We start from the raw sequence: 14,821 nt of genomic DNA on the forward strand, positions 1-14,821 counted from the left end.
CGCATCGGCCCGCGCCCCCTGCCCGTACGTCCCGCCGGCCGCGGCTACGGCTACGGCGCGCCGAAGGTCAGCGTCAGCTGCGGCGTGCCCTCGTTCGCCGCCGCCTCGGAGGACCACAGCCACAGCGCGTCCGTACCCGCACTGGTCAGCGCCAGGCCGTAGCCGGTACCGAGCGCGCCCGCGAGGGCGGCCGCGCTCAGCCCGGTGGTGTGCACCGCGGAGCCGTCCGGGATCGCGGGGAAGCTGCCGAGCGCCGGAGCACCCGTGGCCGGACGGTTGTTGTAGGTGGTGCCCGCCTCCGTCCACGGACCGGTGACCGGGACCACCGAGACCGTGTCCGTCGTACCGGCCCCGCTCATGGTGCTGGTCTTGACGCTCAGGGAGGCCGACTTCAGCACGGTGCCCGCGGGCGCGGCGGGCAGGTCGAAGCGCAGGTAGCTCGTGTACGGCGAGGTGCCGCGGACCGCGAGCGAGGACGAGGCCCCGTAGTTTCCGTCCGGTGCGCCCGCGTTGGCGTACGTGTCCTCGGCGGCCTGCACCTGGACGACCGAGTCGGCCGGGGCGGTGGCCAGGGCGTAGTGGTTCTGCGCCTGGGCCGCGCTCAGGACGCCCGGGTAGACGGCCGTCTCGTCGAGCTGGCCCGCCCAGAACTCGCTCGTCGGGCGGTCCGGCCAGCCTCCGAGGCTGTCGCCGCCGGCATGCCAGTAGCCGGCGTAGTTCTCGTGCGTGGTGACGCCGAGGGTGCCCTTCTGCGCGCCGTCCACGTAGAGGACCATGCCGCCGGGTCCCTGGGTGGCGACGACGTGGTGCCACTTGTTGTCGTTGTAGGCGGTGCCGGTGGCGATGGTGCGGGTGGCGCCGGTGTACACGCCGTAGACGAGGCGCCCGTCATTGGTCATGTAGAGGTGCTTGTCGTACTGGCTGCTGCCGCGCACCTGGTTGTTGCCGAAGCCGAAGAGCTTGCCGCCCCGGGTGGTGTTCGTCTTGAACCAGGTCTCGATGGTGTAGCTGCTGCCGATGCTCTGGCGCAGGTCCCCGTAGACCCGGTTGTCCGTGCCGTTGAAGCCGATCGCCGTGCTCGCGCCCGACACGGCGGCGGGCGTCTGGCGCAGGGCGGGGGCGTTCAGGTGCACGCCGTTCTGGTTGCCGCTCGCGGAGGAGTCGGCGGCGTTCGGCAGGGAGGCGTCGTCGTAGCGCCAGAACAGCTGGGCGCCGTCCGCGCGGACCTGGTTGGGGTACGCGTCGGCCGAGGTCGGGACGGTCACGCTCGCGGTCGCCGACAGGGCGCTGGTGTTGCCGGCCGCGTCGGTGGCCGTCACCCGGTAGGTATACGACTGGCCCGCGGTGACGGTCGTGTCGGTCCAGGAGGCCTGCGGGCGCTTGAAGAACAGCGAGTCGGCCGTGACCGTGGCGATCGGCGCAGCCGAGCCGTTGCGGTAGACCCGGTACGTCAGCGCGCTGTCGTCCAGGTCGAGGCTGGTGCGCCAGCGCACCTGCACCTCGCCGGGCTTGAAGCTCGCCGCGGTCGCGACGGGCACGGTGGGCGCGCCCGTGTCGCCGGTGGACGCGAAGCGGGTCAGGCTCTGCTGCGCGGAGCCGTTGACGGTGGTGAACTCGCCGCCGACCCACAGGTACTGGACGCCTCCCTTGGAGCCGACCGCCATCACGCGCGGGCCGATGCCCTCGCCGATGCCGTCGTTGGTGTCGGGGGCCCAGCCCAGCTTTCCGACGCCGGTCGTCGGCTGCGCGAGCAGGTGGTGGCGCTGCCCGTCGGGGTACTCGCCCACGCTGGAGCAGTCGTGCGCGTGCGAGGCGCTGTACAGCACGTTCTGGTACGGCAGCACGGCCTGCGTGGCGCCGAGGCAGGTGTCGCGCCAGCGCTGGTTGAAGTCGCTGAGGTTGAGCGCGATCCGGCCGTCGAAGACGCCGCCGCCGGTGCCTTCGTTGCCGGTGTAGAACCCGGTGGCGTCGGTCGCGACGTCCTTGACGACGGAGTTGGTCTCGATGAAGCCGGGGTAGCCCTTGGTGAGCGCGCCGCTGGTGGAGTCGACGACGGCCAGCGCATGCGTGTTCGTGCCGTTGACGGTGAAGAAGTCGCCGCCGAGGATGACGTCGTTGCCGTCGGGGGTGACCTCGACGGCGCGGCCGGGCTCGTCGGCGTCGGCCCGGAAAGGCCGCAGCGCGCCGTCGGCCGCGTCGACGGCGGCGAACCGCTCGCGCGGCTGGCCGGCGACGGTGAGGAAATCGCCGCCCGCGTAGACGGTGTCGTTCGTGACGGCCAGGGCGCGCACGGTGGCCGCGAAGGCCGGGCGGAAGGACGCCTTGACGGTGCAGGTCGCCACGTCGACGGCGGCGAGGCTGGAGACCGGGGTGCCGTTGACCGCGCCGAAGTAGCCGCCCGCGTACAGGGTCTGCTTGTTCGGGGAGAGGGTGAGCGCGCGGACGGTGGCGGTGCCGCCGCCGACCGTGAACGAGAGGTGGCATGAGGTAGGGGCGCCGGTCGCGGCGTCGAACGCGGCGAAGTTCACCGCGGACTGCTCCGCGCCGCCGTCGCCCTCGGGAGGCCGGACGGCGGAGAAGGTGCCTCCGGCGAACACCGTGCCGCCCGCCTCGGCGAGGGCCCAGACGACGCCGTTGGGCTGCCACGTGGACAGCGGGTCGGCGGTGAAGGCCACGGGCGGGGTGACGGCCGCCGCCTGCGGGACGAGGCCGAAGCCTATGCCCGCGCCGGTCCCGGCCAGGGACAGGGCGAGAGCGGCCGCGAGCCCTCTGGATCTACGCATGAACCCCCCAGTTCGGTGTCACTGTGCGCTGATTGGCCGAAAACAGTCGTTCAGCCGCCGTCCTCGACCGTGCCTACGGGCGCACCCTAGGCCCCTTTGCTCCCCCGTTCACCCCTCTTGGCGCATCGGATGCCAAATTCGCGGACGCCCCGAGGGCCCCGCAGGCGGATCGGGCGCCCCATGCCCCATGTCCTTCGCGCCATGATCACTTCTACTGAACCCGATCGAACTCGTCGTATTCGACTGCGACGGGGTGCTCGTCGAGTGCTCGTCGACACCGAGCGGATGGCGGCCTGGGTGAACGCCGCCCCGGGCGCGGGGCTCGGCCGGCCGCTCACGGAGGAAGCGGTGATCAGCCTGTTGACCGGCTGATCCGGCGCGTCGAACGCGGAAACGGTCGCGGACCTGCTGGCCGGCGCCGTTGCCGTTGCCGACGGCGGTCGCTGACGCCGCCGGCCTCGCGGACGGAAGGGTCAGGCGGGCGGCAGCGGACGGCACAGGAGGGCCGCCGGGCCCGGGCGGGAGGCCGCGCGGGTGGTGAACGCGATGCCGGCCGCGTACTCGGAGGGCAGGCACTGGCCCTTGTAGTCGCCGTACGCGTATTCGCCGCCGGGGGCGCCGGACGGACGGTTGTCCCCCCGGTCGAACCAGAGCGTGCGGCCGCCCGCCGCGAGGGCGGTCCGGCCCGGCGCGCACAGGGCGGCCGAGACCCGCTCGCCGCGCAGGCTGTAGCCGATCAGGAACTGGCCCGTCGGGCACTGGAGCTTCGTATAGCCGGTGGCCCAGTCACCGCCCTGGGGGACGTACGCCTCGTCCCGGACCACCGTGTGGCCGCCCGTGGAGGCCCGCAGGTCGGAGGTGCTGCACAGGCCGCGGCCGGCCGTGTGCCCGAGTCCCGCCAGCCGGGAGCCGTCGGGGCAGACCGCCTTGCGGGCCCCGCTGTCCCAGTCGCCGGCGGCACGTGTGAGAAGCGAGGCGTTGTGGTCGCGGTGGTCGGTGGTGAGCTGGTACCAGGCGGGGGTGGCGGGGATCCGGCCGGTGCGCCCGGCGGTGCCGGCGAGGGCCGTCCACGGCTGGGTGCGCCAGTCGGCCGCGTCGAGCACGCCGGTCCGGTGGCCGGCGGAGTCGTAGCGGAGCACCGCCCAGGAGTCTCCGCCCGGAGTGCCCTGGGCCGTGGTGCTCCAGCCGACGAGTGGCCAGTACGCGAAGTCGGCGTCGGCGGCGGTCAGATATCCGGTCAGGTTCTGGAACCAGGCGCGCGGGGCGGCGCCCGTCTCGTCGGCGCCGATGCCGAACTCGCTGACCCAGACGGGCGCGGTGAAGTGGGTGCCGGTTTCGGCGGAGACGTAGAAGGCCTGGTCGTAGAGGGTCTGTTCGAGCTGGGCCCGGCTCATGTCCTGGTAGCGGAGGTCGTGGGTCTCGCCCAGGCCCGTCGCGCCGCTGTGCCCGGGGCCGGTGTAGCCGTAGAAGTGGGCCGAGTACACGAGCTTGCCGGAGACGACGAGGGTGTGGGACAGGGTGCGTACGGGGGTCAGGGTGGGGCGGCCGTGCGGGAGGCCGTCCAGGGGGATGCCGGTCCAGTTGATGCCCTCGACCACGATGAGCAGGTTCGGATTGGCCTCGGTGAGGATCCGGTCGCCCGCCTCCTGGGCGGCGGCCTGCCAGTCGTGTCCGTCGCCGAGCCCCCAGTTGGGGTCGTCGAAGGTGTCGCGGCGGACCTCGTTGTACAGGTCGGCGCCGACCACGCGCGGGTTGTCGCGGTAGCGGCGGGCCAGGAAGACCCAGTCGTCGGCCCACTGGGCGGTGGTCCGGCCGCTGTTCCAGCGCTCGTTGCCGTCCAGTCCGCAGCACCAGCGGGTGGTGACGGTGTGGTTGTTGAGGATGACGGCGAAGCCCGCGTCGGTGAGCGCGGCGACGACGGCGTCGTAGACCTGGAGCGGGGTTCGGCCGCGCAACTCGGGGTTGGCGGCGACGGCCGCGTCCGGCACGGGGGCGGTGGTGCGGAGCATCTCGTTGGAGAAGGGCAGCCGGATGCTGTTGAGGCCGAGGGTCCGGAAGTCGGCCAGCAGGGTGGGCAGCGGCACCCGGTCCAGGCCGATCGGGATGCCGTTGGAGTTCTGGCCGGCGTGGTGGGTGGCGGGGTCGTTGCGGTCGCCGCTGCCGTTCCAGGAGCCTTGGGCACCGTCCCAGTTGCCGGAGCGGAGCCGGAAGCGGTTGCCCTGCGCGTCGACGATGTAACGGCCGCGGGTGGACAGCGGCGGGGCCCACGCCTCGGCCGGGGACGCGGGCGCGACCGGCGCGGCTGCGGCGGGCGTCGGTCCGGCCACCGCCGGCACGACCCCCGCGAGGAGCAGGAGGGGGCCGCACAGCGCACGGATGAGGCTCTTCATGTCGCTCCTGCGGGAATCGGGCAACGGACGGAGGCCGCGGCCAAGTTACCGGCCGGTCGCCGACCATGGAACCCACGCGGGCACCGACTTTCGCACCGCCGCCCGTACCCGTCGGCTCGGGCCGCCCTCCCGGCCGGGCCGGGGGGCGGGCCGGTTCCCCGTGTGTGCTCACCCTGGCGAAACGGCCCCGCGCGGGGCCGTCAGCGCCTACCGTGCCCTGGGGGGACGGGACCGTACGGGAGGGTGGGGCGGATGGACGAAGAAGAGGACATGCGGCTGGCGAGGATGACGCCGGAGATCTCCCGCCGGACCCTCACGATGCTGCGCGGGCTCGCCGGGCTGGAGCCGCCCGAGCAGGTGCCCGAGGACGCGATGGTCGTCGCCGACGCGATCCTGGCCGAGCACGGCACCGACGGGCTGCGCGTCCTGGTGATGACCCTGGCGGCCTGGGCCACGGCGCAGATCGAGAACGTCGCCGAGCTGAGCCGGCGCAGCCACGAGGCGGTCCTCGACGCGATGGAGCTGGCCTGCCTGGAGGCCAACGCCGAGGAATGACCCCTCGCAGCGCGCCACCGGCCGACTTCGGGGAATCGGCCGCCGTGGCCGCGGCACCCGTGTGCGCGGCCGCCCGTGCGGGTACTCGAACAACCGGGTGATGCGCCGCACCCGGATTCGTCCGGGTGTCGGTCACACTGGGGGTATCGGGGGGCCCTGATCGGAGGCCGTCGTGAGCACACCTTCCCCCATCCGAATCGCCGCCGTCCTCTCCGCCGAATACCGCGGGCGGCTGATGTCCCAGGCCCGCGAGGTCAATTTCCCCGAGGGCGCGAGGATCTTCGAGGAGGGCGCGCGCGCCGAGTCCTTCTGGATCGTGCGGTCCGGCACGGTGACGCTCCAGATCCCGCTGCCCGCACGCCGGCCCGCCCCCGTCGAGAACCTCGGCCCCGGGGAACTCGTCGGCTGGTCCTGGCTCTTCCCGCCGTTCACGTGGCAGCTGAGCGCCGAGGCGATGACCCCGGTGCGCTCGTACGAGTTCGACGCGACCTCCGTACGCATGCTGATGGACGCCGATCCCGCCTTCGGCTCCGCCATCGGGCACTGGGTCGGGCGCGTGCTCGCGCTGCGGCTCCAGCAGACCCGCACCCGGCTGATCGACCTCTACGCCCCTCGCATCGCGACGGCCCGCTAGGGGGTGTCGTCAAAGGAGCGTCGGCCGCCCGACGCGGCCCGGACGGCGCCCTCGGGGCGGGGCCGGAACCGGCCCGGACGGCGCCCCCGGGGCGGGGCCGGAACCGGCCCGGACCCGCCCCGGACGCCCGCCCGCGAATGTTTCAGCGCGTGTGTTCGGCCGTTTCGGCGGTCGGCTCCCCCACAGGTCAGCACCCGTCGCACCGCTGCGGTCTGCATACATTCGCTTACGATCGGTGACGAGAAATGGGGGTACGAACGGGCGTTCACGGTCCGTGTCGGCAAGACTCCTGTCCGCTATCCGAAACAACCACTCAAAGGGAGTTCGAAATGCGGTCCATCGCAAAGGGTCTCGGCCTCGGTTCCGCCGCCATGGCGCTCACCGCTCTCACGGCCCTGGCCTGGCCCGGAGCTGCCGACGCCGCACCGTCCGGTGCGGAGAGCCTGTACGCGCCCTCCGCCCTCGTCCTGAGCATCACGGCCGGGGAGGACGCCGCGCACGGCACGGTGATGCGCGCGGTGACGCTCGTCTGCGCGCCGACCCCCGGCGGGACGCACCCGTCCCCGGCCTCCGCGTGTGCCGAACTGAGGGCGAACTCGCGCCAGTTGGACGCAGTCGCCGCGCCCGGACCGGGCGTCGACTGTACCCGGGAGTGGAACCCGATGACGGTGACCGCGGACGGGGTGTGGCAGGGCCGCCGGCTGAACTACTCGTACACCTTCGGCAACCCGTGCGGCCTGCGGCACACCCGCGGCGCGCTCTTCGGCTTCTGACCCGGCACGACGCGACCGGCCGGGCGGCGTCGTGCGACCGCCGCCCGGCACACGGCACACGGCCCCCCGGCATCCGCGGGGGCACGCCGCCCGGAGCTCCTCCCCGTCCCGCGCCGCCCCGCGGCCGTCAGCCCAGTTCGAGGCTCGTCACCCCGTACAGCCCGGCCAGTTCCACCTCCGGCGCCGACCCGGTGTACATGCGGGCGGCCTCGAACGAGGGGGCCAGCCCCAGGCTGGCCAGCAGGGCGGTGGCCGCCGGATTGGCGTCGGGCACGTCCACGGCGACCGCCCCGTCCCGCGTGTGCTCCGCCAGCCGGTGCAGCAGCGCGGCCGCGACGGCCGGGGTGGAGGCGTACAGCGGGCCGATCCTGGAGGCCCCGCTGCAGGGGCGGATCACCCCGAGACCCTCGATCCGGCCGTCGCGGACGGCGGCGAGTGCGGTGCGGCCCGGCAGCCCGGTCCAGGCGGACAGGAAGGCGTCGCGCGACTCGGGGAAGAACCGGCGGTCGTAGGCGGCGAGCTCCCCGAAGGGCAGCGACGCGGCGTCGACCACCTCGACCCCGGCGCCACCGACACCGCCACCGCCACCCGAGCCGTTCGACTGCGGGACGCCCTCGTAGCGGACGTTGTTCCAGGCGGAACGGAACCCGGACTTGCGGTAGTTGTCCTGCTGGTCGACCACGCCGTCCAGGCCGATGAGCCGCCCGTCCAGCCGCTCCATCCCGGCCTGCCACAGCCTGATCCCGTAGCCCTGTCCGCGGAAGGCGGGGCGGGCGATGTAGAAGCCGATGAAACCGAAGGCGGACCCGTACCGCACGGCCGAGATGCAGGCCACCGGCTCACCGGCGATCCGGCCGACGAGGAAGCCGGCCGGATCGGCGACCGCGAACGCGAAGCGGTCGGAGTCCCCCGGGTTCCACCCCTCCTCGTCGGCCCAGCGGCGGATCAGTTCCATGTCGGCGGCGCTCGCGCCGCTGATCTCGAATCCCGTCATGTCCGGTGTTGTACCAGACGGAGTACGGGGGTCAGCCGGCGCAGATCACGTCGTCGAGCTTGATCGGCCGGGAGTCGAGCCTCACGTACGCGGTGAAGGTGTCGCGCTGGCCGGCCCCCCAGTGGGTGGTGACGGTGGCCCAGCCGACCCCGGCCGACTGGGCGACGGTGACCGGGCCGACCACGATGTCCCGGGGTTCGTTCCGGGGCTCCTTCTGGGCGCAGAGCAGCACGTCGGAGCCCGGGGTGTGCGCCTGCTTCTCCTTGAGCTGCTGCGAGACGCGCTGGGCGCGGTCGTGCGCGGAGGGGCCGTGGTGCCCGTAGAAGGAGGTGAGGAAGGTACTGATCTCGAGGGCGGTGTGCCGGTGGCGGGCACCGACCGGGGTGGGGTCGGCGGCGGCGAAGGCGGGGGTCTGGGCCGGCAGCGCGAGCAGGGTCAGCAGCAGGGCGCCGAGGCCGTACGGGGTGGTCTTCATGCGGCATGTGTAACCACCGGGCGTCTTCACGGGCAGGGGTGGGCCGCGGATCTCACTCCTGTGGGGGGCGGGATTCACCGCTGGAACGCCGGAACCCCCCGTCCGGCCCCCTCCCCTTAAAACGGTCGCGGGTCCGGACCGCCCCTACGTAGGGTCGGGGACATGGGGAAGCCACTCGTCGCAGTGTTCAGTGGGGCCGGGATGTCCACCGACTCCGGCATTCCGGACTACCGGGGGCCGCAGGGTCTGTGGCGCCGGGATCCCGAGGCCGAGAAGCTGGTGACGTACGCGTACTACATGGCGGATCCGGAGATCCGGCGCCGCTCCTGGCGGATGCGCGCCGAGGTCGGGGCCCTCGGCGCGCAGCCGAACGCCGCGCATCTGGCCGTGGCCGAGCTGGAGCGCACCGGCACCCCGGTACGGGTGATCACACAGAACGTGGACGGGCTGCACCAGCTCGCCGGGATGCCGCCGCGGAAGGTGTTCGAGCTGCACGGGACCGCCCGGGCGGTGGTCTGCACGGCCTGCCACGCCCGGTCGGGGATGGACGAGGCGCTGGCCCGGGTCGCCGCCGGGGAGCCGGATCCCGCCTGTCTGGTCTGCGGCGGGATCCTCAAGACGGCGACCGTGATGTTCGGCGAGCGGCTCGACCCCCAGGTGCTGGCGCAGGCCGTGGCCGTGGCCAAGGGCGCTCACGTGTTCATCGCCGTCGGTACGACGCTCCAGGTGCAGCCCGCCGCCTCGCTGGCCGGGATGGCCGCCGAGGCGGGGGCCCGCCTGATCATCGTGAACGCCGAGGAGACCCCGTACGACTCCCTCGCCGACGAAGTGGTCCGCGAGCCGATCGGGACCGCCCTCCCGGCCCTGCTGACCCGTATCGCCGCAGGCGGCGACGAGGCCTAGCCGGCGTCGGCCGCCCTGCGCATCTCCGCCACGTCCAGCTTCTTCATCTTCATCATGGCCGCGGTGGCGCGGGTGGCCCGGCCCGGGTCCGGGTCGGTGATCAGGTCGATGGCGCCGGGCGGGATGACCTGCCAGGACACCCCGAACTTGTCCTTGACCCAGCCGCACGCGGATTCCTGGCCGCCGTCCTTCGTCAGCTCGTCGTAGTAGTAGTCCGACTCCGACTCGTCGGCGCAGTGGATCTGGAACGAGATCGCCTCGGTGAAGGGGAACTGCGGGCCGCCGTTGAGGCCGATGAACTTCTGGCCGTTGATCTCGAACTCGACGACCATCACGTCACCGGCCGCGCCCGGTCCCGCCTCGTTGTAGTAGCCGGTCCGCCCGATCTTCCCGTCCTTGAAGACGGACACGTAGTAGTCGGCGGCGTCCGCCGCGTTGCCGTCGAACCACAGACACGTGGTGAATCCGTTGCTGCTGCTCATGACTGCCTCCAGGGGGGTGGTGGTCGAGTCCGTGCGGTGGGGCACCGTCTCGCTCCTATACAGACCGGCCCCGGGCCCGAAATTCATCGGTGGGCCCGGGGCGGTCTGCAACTCCTCCTGAATGCACTCCGACGGCTTACACCGCCGGCTTGGCCGCCATGGAGAGCATCCGGTCGACGACGCGCTCGGCAGCGCGGCCGTCGTCCAGGTCGCAGAACTCGGCGCGGAACGCGGCCCGCGCCTCCTTGAACTCCGCCCCGACCGCGTCCGCGCCCCGCACGGCCTCGATCAGGCTCGCCGAGTCCGCCAGCAGCGGGCCGGGGGCCTTCGCCTCCAGGTCGAAGTTGAAGCCGCGCAGCGTGGTCCGGTAGTGCTCCAGGTCGTACGTGAAGAGCAGGATCGGCCGGTCGGTGAGCGCGAAGTCGAACAGCGCCGAGGAGTAGTCCGAGATCAGGACGTCGGCGACGAGCAGCAGGTCCGTCGCGTCGGGCCAGCGGGACACGTCGACGACGAACCCGTCGCGCACGCCGTCCCGTACCTGCTCGGTCACGTGGTGGTGGCCGCGGATCAGCAGGACGTGGTCCTCGCCGAGCTCGCGCCGCGCCGCGTCCAGGTCGATCTGGAGGTCGAGCTTGTAGCCGCCCGACCAGCCCTCGCGGTTCTCGCGCCAGGTCGGCATGTAGAGGACGACCTTCTTGCCCTCGGGCAGGCCGAGCCGGCGGCGGACCTCGGCGATCCGCTGCGCGTCGGGCTTGACGAGCGCGTCCGTGCGCGGGCTGCCGGACTCGATGACCTCGCCCTGGTAGCCGAGGGCGCGCTTGAGCAGCGGCGTCGCGTACGAGCTCGGGGAGGCGAGCAGCGACCACTGGGCGCTGTCGTGCTCCAGGGCCTCCAGGATCTCGGGGCTCGTGTAGTAGTCGTGGATGAAGTCGTGGCCGATCTCCTTGATCGGCGTGCCGTGCCAGGTCTGGACGACGATCTGGCCGGCGCGGCGCTGGAAGCGCTGCGGCACGCTGTCGTTCACGACGTAGTAGCGGGCCCGGGCCAGGACCTCCCAGGCCTCGGTGCTGTCGTACTGCACGGCGCGGGCGGTCGCGGGGACCTCGGCGCGGCCGTCGCGGACGAGCCAGACGTGGTCCAGCTTCTCGCCGCGGCGCAGCAGCTCCTCGTGGATGGCGCGGGGCGAGTCGCCCGCGCCGTTCCCCTGGTGGGTGTCGTAGACGACGATGTCCTTGACCGGCAGGGCGCGCTGCGCCGGGTAGGTCTCGTACCGGGTGACGCGCTGGGCGTACCGGGTGCGGTCGTGCGGGCTGAGCAGCGGGTCGGCGACGAGCACCATGCGGTCGTAGAAGCGGGCCTCGACGCGCATCCGGCGGCCCTGGACGGTGATCGCGTGCGGTCCGGCGTGCAGGGCGGTGGGCGCGAGCTGCACCGGGGCGCCGCGGTCGACGCCGAGCAGGCCCGCGGTGGTGCCGCCCTGGGCGAGCGGGCGCAGGGTGGGCCACCAGCGGCCCTTCGGCAGCGTGGTGCGGCCGGCGTAGGCCTCGGGGAGGACGGGCTCGAAGGTGGATTCGAAGCGGTCGCCGTCCCGGGTGACGGGGTAGCTGAACTCGGTGCCGTGCGCGTCGTGCAGGACCAGCTCGTACGGCTCGTCGGAGGGCGCGACGAACCGGCCCTTGATCGTGAGGGTGCCGTCCTGTCCCGTGACCGATTCGACGAGCGGCGGCGAGGGCTGCACGGAGAGGGTCAGGTGCCCGGTGTTGCCGCGCTTGGCGAAGAGGGCGCGGTCGGCGTTCCCGCCGGGCATGGGCACGACCAGGCCGTCGAATCCGCCGCGCTCGTCGTGCGCGAGGCGGTGCTCGGAGCCGTCGGCGCCGACCACGGTCAGGCTCCACGGCTCGGGGGTCCACTCGCCGGGCTCGCACACCGCGTCCGGTACGGCGGCCAGCTCGGCCAGCGGTACGCGGACGGTGAACGGGATCCGGCCTGCGCCGCCGGAGCCGCTCGCGGCGGCGGTCTCGATCGGGAAGGTGAGGACGGCGGCGGTGGAGACGTGCTCGGCGCGCAGAGTGGCGCCGGCGCCGATCTCGGCGGCCAGCTCACCGGCCACCTCGATCGCGTCCTCGCCGGCCCGGCGGACGTCGAGGGCGCGGGCCCGGACGGTCTCGATCTGGATGGTGAGGGCGCCGGTGGCGTTCGGGACGATGCGGACGTCCGGGGTCACCCAGTGGGCGGGCGGGTTCTGGCCGGAGTCGGACTCGCCGCCCTTGAGGCGGGCGCGGTGCAGGCCGCCGGCGCCGGTGACGGCGATGGAGGTGGTCCATATGCCGTCGTTCCACTTGCCGCCCGACTGGAAGGCGGTGGGGTCGACGACGGCGGTGAAACCGGCCCAGTCGGCGTGCCGCAGCGCGAGGTGCGCGGCGTTGACGGTGGCCATCGGGGAGGCGACCGTACGGGCGCTGACGACGGTACGGCGGCGCTTGCCCCCCTCGCGGAAGACGAGCATCTTGCGCGAGCCGAGGCGGCTCTCCGCGCCGAGGTGGCCGGGCAGCGCGTAGCCGCGCAGCAGGAGCTTTCCGTCGCTCCAGACGGCCTGTTCGAGGCGGCTGACGACGCGGCGCTCGCGCGGGCCGAGGGTGAGGATCTTGGCGGGTACCGGCGGACGGCCGTGCAGGAAGGGGTAGTCCGCCTGCGGGCGGGCCAGCCCCTTGACGGGGACGCTGTACGAGTAGTCGCTCTGGTGCTTCGTGAGGGCGATGAAGTCCTCGACGCGGCCTTCGCGGGCCAGGTACGCCTTGAGGCGGTCGGCGACGGTCAGGTCGGACCAGGGGCCGGTGCCGATCTCGCGGACGAGGCCGCCGACCTCCTTGACGAAGGCGGCGCGGAAGTCGGCTCCGCCCTCACCGACGTACTTGTAGATGAGCGGGAGCTCCTCGCTCAGCACGTTGTAGTCGTAGTCGCGCAGGTAGCGGGCGTACTTGGCGCCCTCCTTGGCCTTGAGGGCCTCGCGGACCAGGCGGACGGAGGTGACGCGGTCGATCAGGGAGACCGGGTCGGTGGAGCGCTGGGTGATGGAGCGCTCACCGGTCTCGCGCACGCGCCAGTGGTAGACGCAGTCGCTGATGATGTCGACGCTGGACGCGAAGTAGTGCGCGGGGATGCTGACGGGGGCGTCCTCGTAGAGGATGCCCTCGGGGTACTGGAAGCCGTGCTCGTCCCAGAAGCTGCGCCGGTAGACCTTGTTCCACGCGGTGCGGTCGGTGACCAGCGCCGGGAACTTGGAGATGTGGGTCTTCAGCTGCGTCTTGGCGAAGGCGGCCCGGTGGCCCCAGGACTGCTGCATGCCGACGGAGCGGAAACGCTTCACGTTGCCGCCGGCGAAGTCCGAACCGGTCTCGTCGAGCGCGGCGATCAGGCGCTCGTACGCGTAGTCCGGCATCGTGTCGTCGCTGTCGACGAAGGCCAGGTACTCGCTGTCCTTGGAGGCGTGGCGGGCTCCCACGTTGCGGGCGGCGCCGAGTCCGGCGTTCTCCTGCATGACGACCCGGAAACGCTTGTCCCGCGCGGCGAAGGCCTTGGCGATGACGGCGCTGGTGTCGGTGGACCCGTCGTCGACGAGTACGCACTCGAAGTCGGCGAACGTCTGGGCGGCAATGGACTCCAGGCACTCGTCGAGATAGAGCTCGACGTTGTAGACGGGGACGACGATGCTCAGGCGCGGGGGCATGGGTGGCGGGTTCTCCAGCGTTTCAAGCTATTTCGATGATCAGGTGGTGAGAGCATCCTACTCGGTAACGGGATGATAAAGTCGCCCCATCCTGGACATAAGCCCCGCGGCTCCCGGGGCGGACGGCAAAGAATTCAGCCGCCCGCCACCTCGGCGTCGGGCTCGGACCGAACGTCTGCTCAGATTTCGAGCTCCGCCTCGATCTTCTTGAGCTGGTGCCGGGCCATCGCGAGGTTGGCCCGGCCCCGGTCGAGCGCGAGGTAGAGGAAGAACCCCTTGGAGTCGCGGCTCTTCAGCAGCCGGATGAGGTGGTACTGGGTGCCGAGGGTGATCAGGATGTCCTCGATCTCGTCCTTGAGGCCGAGCATCTCCATCGTGCGGACCTTGGCGCGGACCACATCGGTGTTGCCGGCCGCGGCCACCGTGAGGTCGAGGTCCTTGCCGCCGCCGATGGTGCCGAGGGCCATGCCGCTGCCGTAGTCGACCAGGGCGGCGCCGATCGCCCCGTCGATGGTGGCGAGGGTTTCCTTGAGAGCGGTCTCCACGTTGGCCATGAGTGGCTCCTCTTCTTTCTCTGTGTTCTGGCGAATTTCAGACGGTTGTCCGGTGGGCCTTCGCGCCCGGTCTGCACTGACTACGCCCGGTCTGTACCGACATGGACGTGCGGGACTTCGGGGCCGCGGCGCCCGAGGACGTGGTCGATGAGCTCGGCTATGCGGAGGCTGGAGCGGCGGGCCTCCAGGTGGAGCCGGCCGACGTTGACGCGGGGTTCCGCGATCAGGGTGAGGACGGCGGCGTCCCCCGCCGCGTAGGTGGCCACGTATCCGTGCTCTCCGCGTATGAGGAGTTCGCGGAATCCGCCCTGGCCGGTGGTGTCGCTCAGCCGCTGGGCCACGCCGAGGGCGGCGGCCGTCAGTGCCGCGACGGACTCCGCCCCGGTGGCGGCGCTGTCCTGCGCGAGGACCAGGCCGTCGGCGCTGCCGGCGAGGGCGCCGGTGAGCTGGGGGACCCGGGCGCGCAGCCTGCGGAGCTCGGCGAGTATCTCGGCTTCGGCCTCGGGGGGCACCATCGCCGTGCTCATGTCGGCCTTTCTCCTTTCGGGCTG

12 protein-coding genes are annotated in these 14,821 nt (G+C 72.5%); 4 read left to right on the plus strand and 8 right to left on the minus strand.

The genetic code is table 11. The annotated features are described in order from the left end of the window. Nucleotides 1–50: 50 nt before the first annotated feature. Both ACIBAD_RS01260 and ACIBAD_RS01265 read right to left on the minus strand, forming a co-directional pair. On the minus strand, nucleotides 51–2,783 hold the full coding sequence (locus ACIBAD_RS01260; protein ID WP_398903548.1) for a DNRLRE domain-containing protein: 2,733 nt from the start codon (nucleotides 2,781–2,783) through the stop codon (nucleotides 51–53). Nucleotides 2,784–3,256: 473 nt separating this feature from the next. After that, the gene (locus ACIBAD_RS01265) at nucleotides 3,257–5,173 is read right to left on the minus strand and encodes a glycoside hydrolase family 5 protein (RefSeq protein ID WP_398903550.1); all 1,917 of its coding nucleotides are present in this window, start codon (nucleotides 5,171–5,173) and stop codon (nucleotides 3,257–3,259) included. Between the two features lie 252 nt (nucleotides 5,174–5,425). Between ACIBAD_RS01265 and ACIBAD_RS01270 the strand changes: the two genes are divergently transcribed. The 3 genes from ACIBAD_RS01270 to ACIBAD_RS01280 all read left to right on the plus strand — a co-directional run bounded on the left by ACIBAD_RS01270 (nucleotide 5,426) and on the right by ACIBAD_RS01280 (nucleotide 7,135). After that, on the plus strand, nucleotides 5,426–5,728 hold the full coding sequence (locus ACIBAD_RS01270) for a hypothetical protein (RefSeq protein ID WP_134068104.1): 303 nt from the start codon (nucleotides 5,426–5,428) through the stop codon (nucleotides 5,726–5,728). 172 nt (nucleotides 5,729–5,900) lie between these two features. After that, nucleotides 5,901–6,362 carry a cyclic nucleotide-binding domain-containing protein gene (locus ACIBAD_RS01275; protein ID WP_208328883.1) on the plus strand — a complete coding sequence of 154 codons (462 nt, stop codon included), beginning with the start codon at nucleotides 5,901–5,903 and terminating at the stop codon, nucleotides 6,360–6,362. Between the two features lie 329 nt (nucleotides 6,363–6,691). Beyond that, a complete protein-coding gene (locus ACIBAD_RS01280; protein WP_398903554.1) occupies nucleotides 6,692–7,135 on the plus strand; it encodes an SSI family serine proteinase inhibitor in 444 nt (147 codons plus the stop codon). Nucleotides 7,136–7,262: 127 nt separating this feature from the next. Here ACIBAD_RS01280 and ACIBAD_RS01285 read toward each other — a convergent pair whose 3' ends face one another. Then, nucleotides 7,263–8,129 (minus strand): GNAT family N-acetyltransferase, encoded by an 867-nt coding sequence (locus ACIBAD_RS01285; RefSeq protein ID WP_398903556.1) that lies wholly within the window; start codon nucleotides 8,127–8,129, stop codon nucleotides 7,263–7,265. A 31-nt stretch (nucleotides 8,130–8,160) separates the two neighbouring features. Then, nucleotides 8,161–8,604: a hypothetical protein gene (locus ACIBAD_RS01290; RefSeq protein WP_398903559.1), complete on the minus strand. Its 444-nt coding sequence runs from the start codon at nucleotides 8,602–8,604 to the stop codon at nucleotides 8,161–8,163. Nucleotides 8,605–8,766: 162 nt separating this feature from the next. On the opposite strand from ACIBAD_RS01290, the gene ACIBAD_RS01295 reads away from it, so the two are divergent. After that, the gene (locus ACIBAD_RS01295) at nucleotides 8,767–9,507 is read left to right on the plus strand and encodes a Sir2 family NAD-dependent protein deacetylase (RefSeq protein WP_134068107.1); all 741 of its coding nucleotides are present in this window, start codon (nucleotides 8,767–8,769) and stop codon (nucleotides 9,505–9,507) included. Here the strand turns inward: ACIBAD_RS01295 and ACIBAD_RS01300 are convergent. From ACIBAD_RS01300 to ACIBAD_RS01315, 4 genes are all read right to left on the minus strand, one after another. Then, complete coding sequence (locus ACIBAD_RS01300) at nucleotides 9,504–9,989, minus strand: VOC family protein (protein ID WP_134068108.1); 486 nt, start codon at nucleotides 9,987–9,989, stop codon at nucleotides 9,504–9,506. The genes ACIBAD_RS01295 and ACIBAD_RS01300 overlap by 4 nt on opposite strands. Before the next feature lie 136 nt (nucleotides 9,990–10,125). After that, the gene (locus ACIBAD_RS01305) at nucleotides 10,126–13,716 is read right to left on the minus strand and encodes a bifunctional glycosyltransferase family 2 protein/CDP-glycerol:glycerophosphate glycerophosphotransferase (protein ID WP_134068109.1); all 3,591 of its coding nucleotides are present in this window, start codon (nucleotides 13,714–13,716) and stop codon (nucleotides 10,126–10,128) included. Between the two features lie 179 nt (nucleotides 13,717–13,895). Continuing rightward, on the minus strand, nucleotides 13,896–14,270 hold the full coding sequence (locus ACIBAD_RS01310) for a hypothetical protein (RefSeq protein ID WP_134068110.1): 375 nt from the start codon (nucleotides 14,268–14,270) through the stop codon (nucleotides 13,896–13,898). A gap of 80 nt (nucleotides 14,271–14,350) precedes the next feature. Continuing rightward, nucleotides 14,351–14,797 (minus strand): roadblock/LC7 domain-containing protein, encoded by a 447-nt coding sequence (locus ACIBAD_RS01315; RefSeq protein ID WP_398903562.1) that lies wholly within the window; start codon nucleotides 14,795–14,797, stop codon nucleotides 14,351–14,353. Nucleotides 14,798–14,821 lie beyond the last annotated feature (24 nt).

Origin of the sequence: Streptomyces sp. NPDC051109, from assembly GCF_044455885.1 — a bacterium.
In the GTDB taxonomy this organism is placed as follows: domain Bacteria; phylum Actinomycetota; class Actinomycetes; order Streptomycetales; family Streptomycetaceae; genus Streptomyces.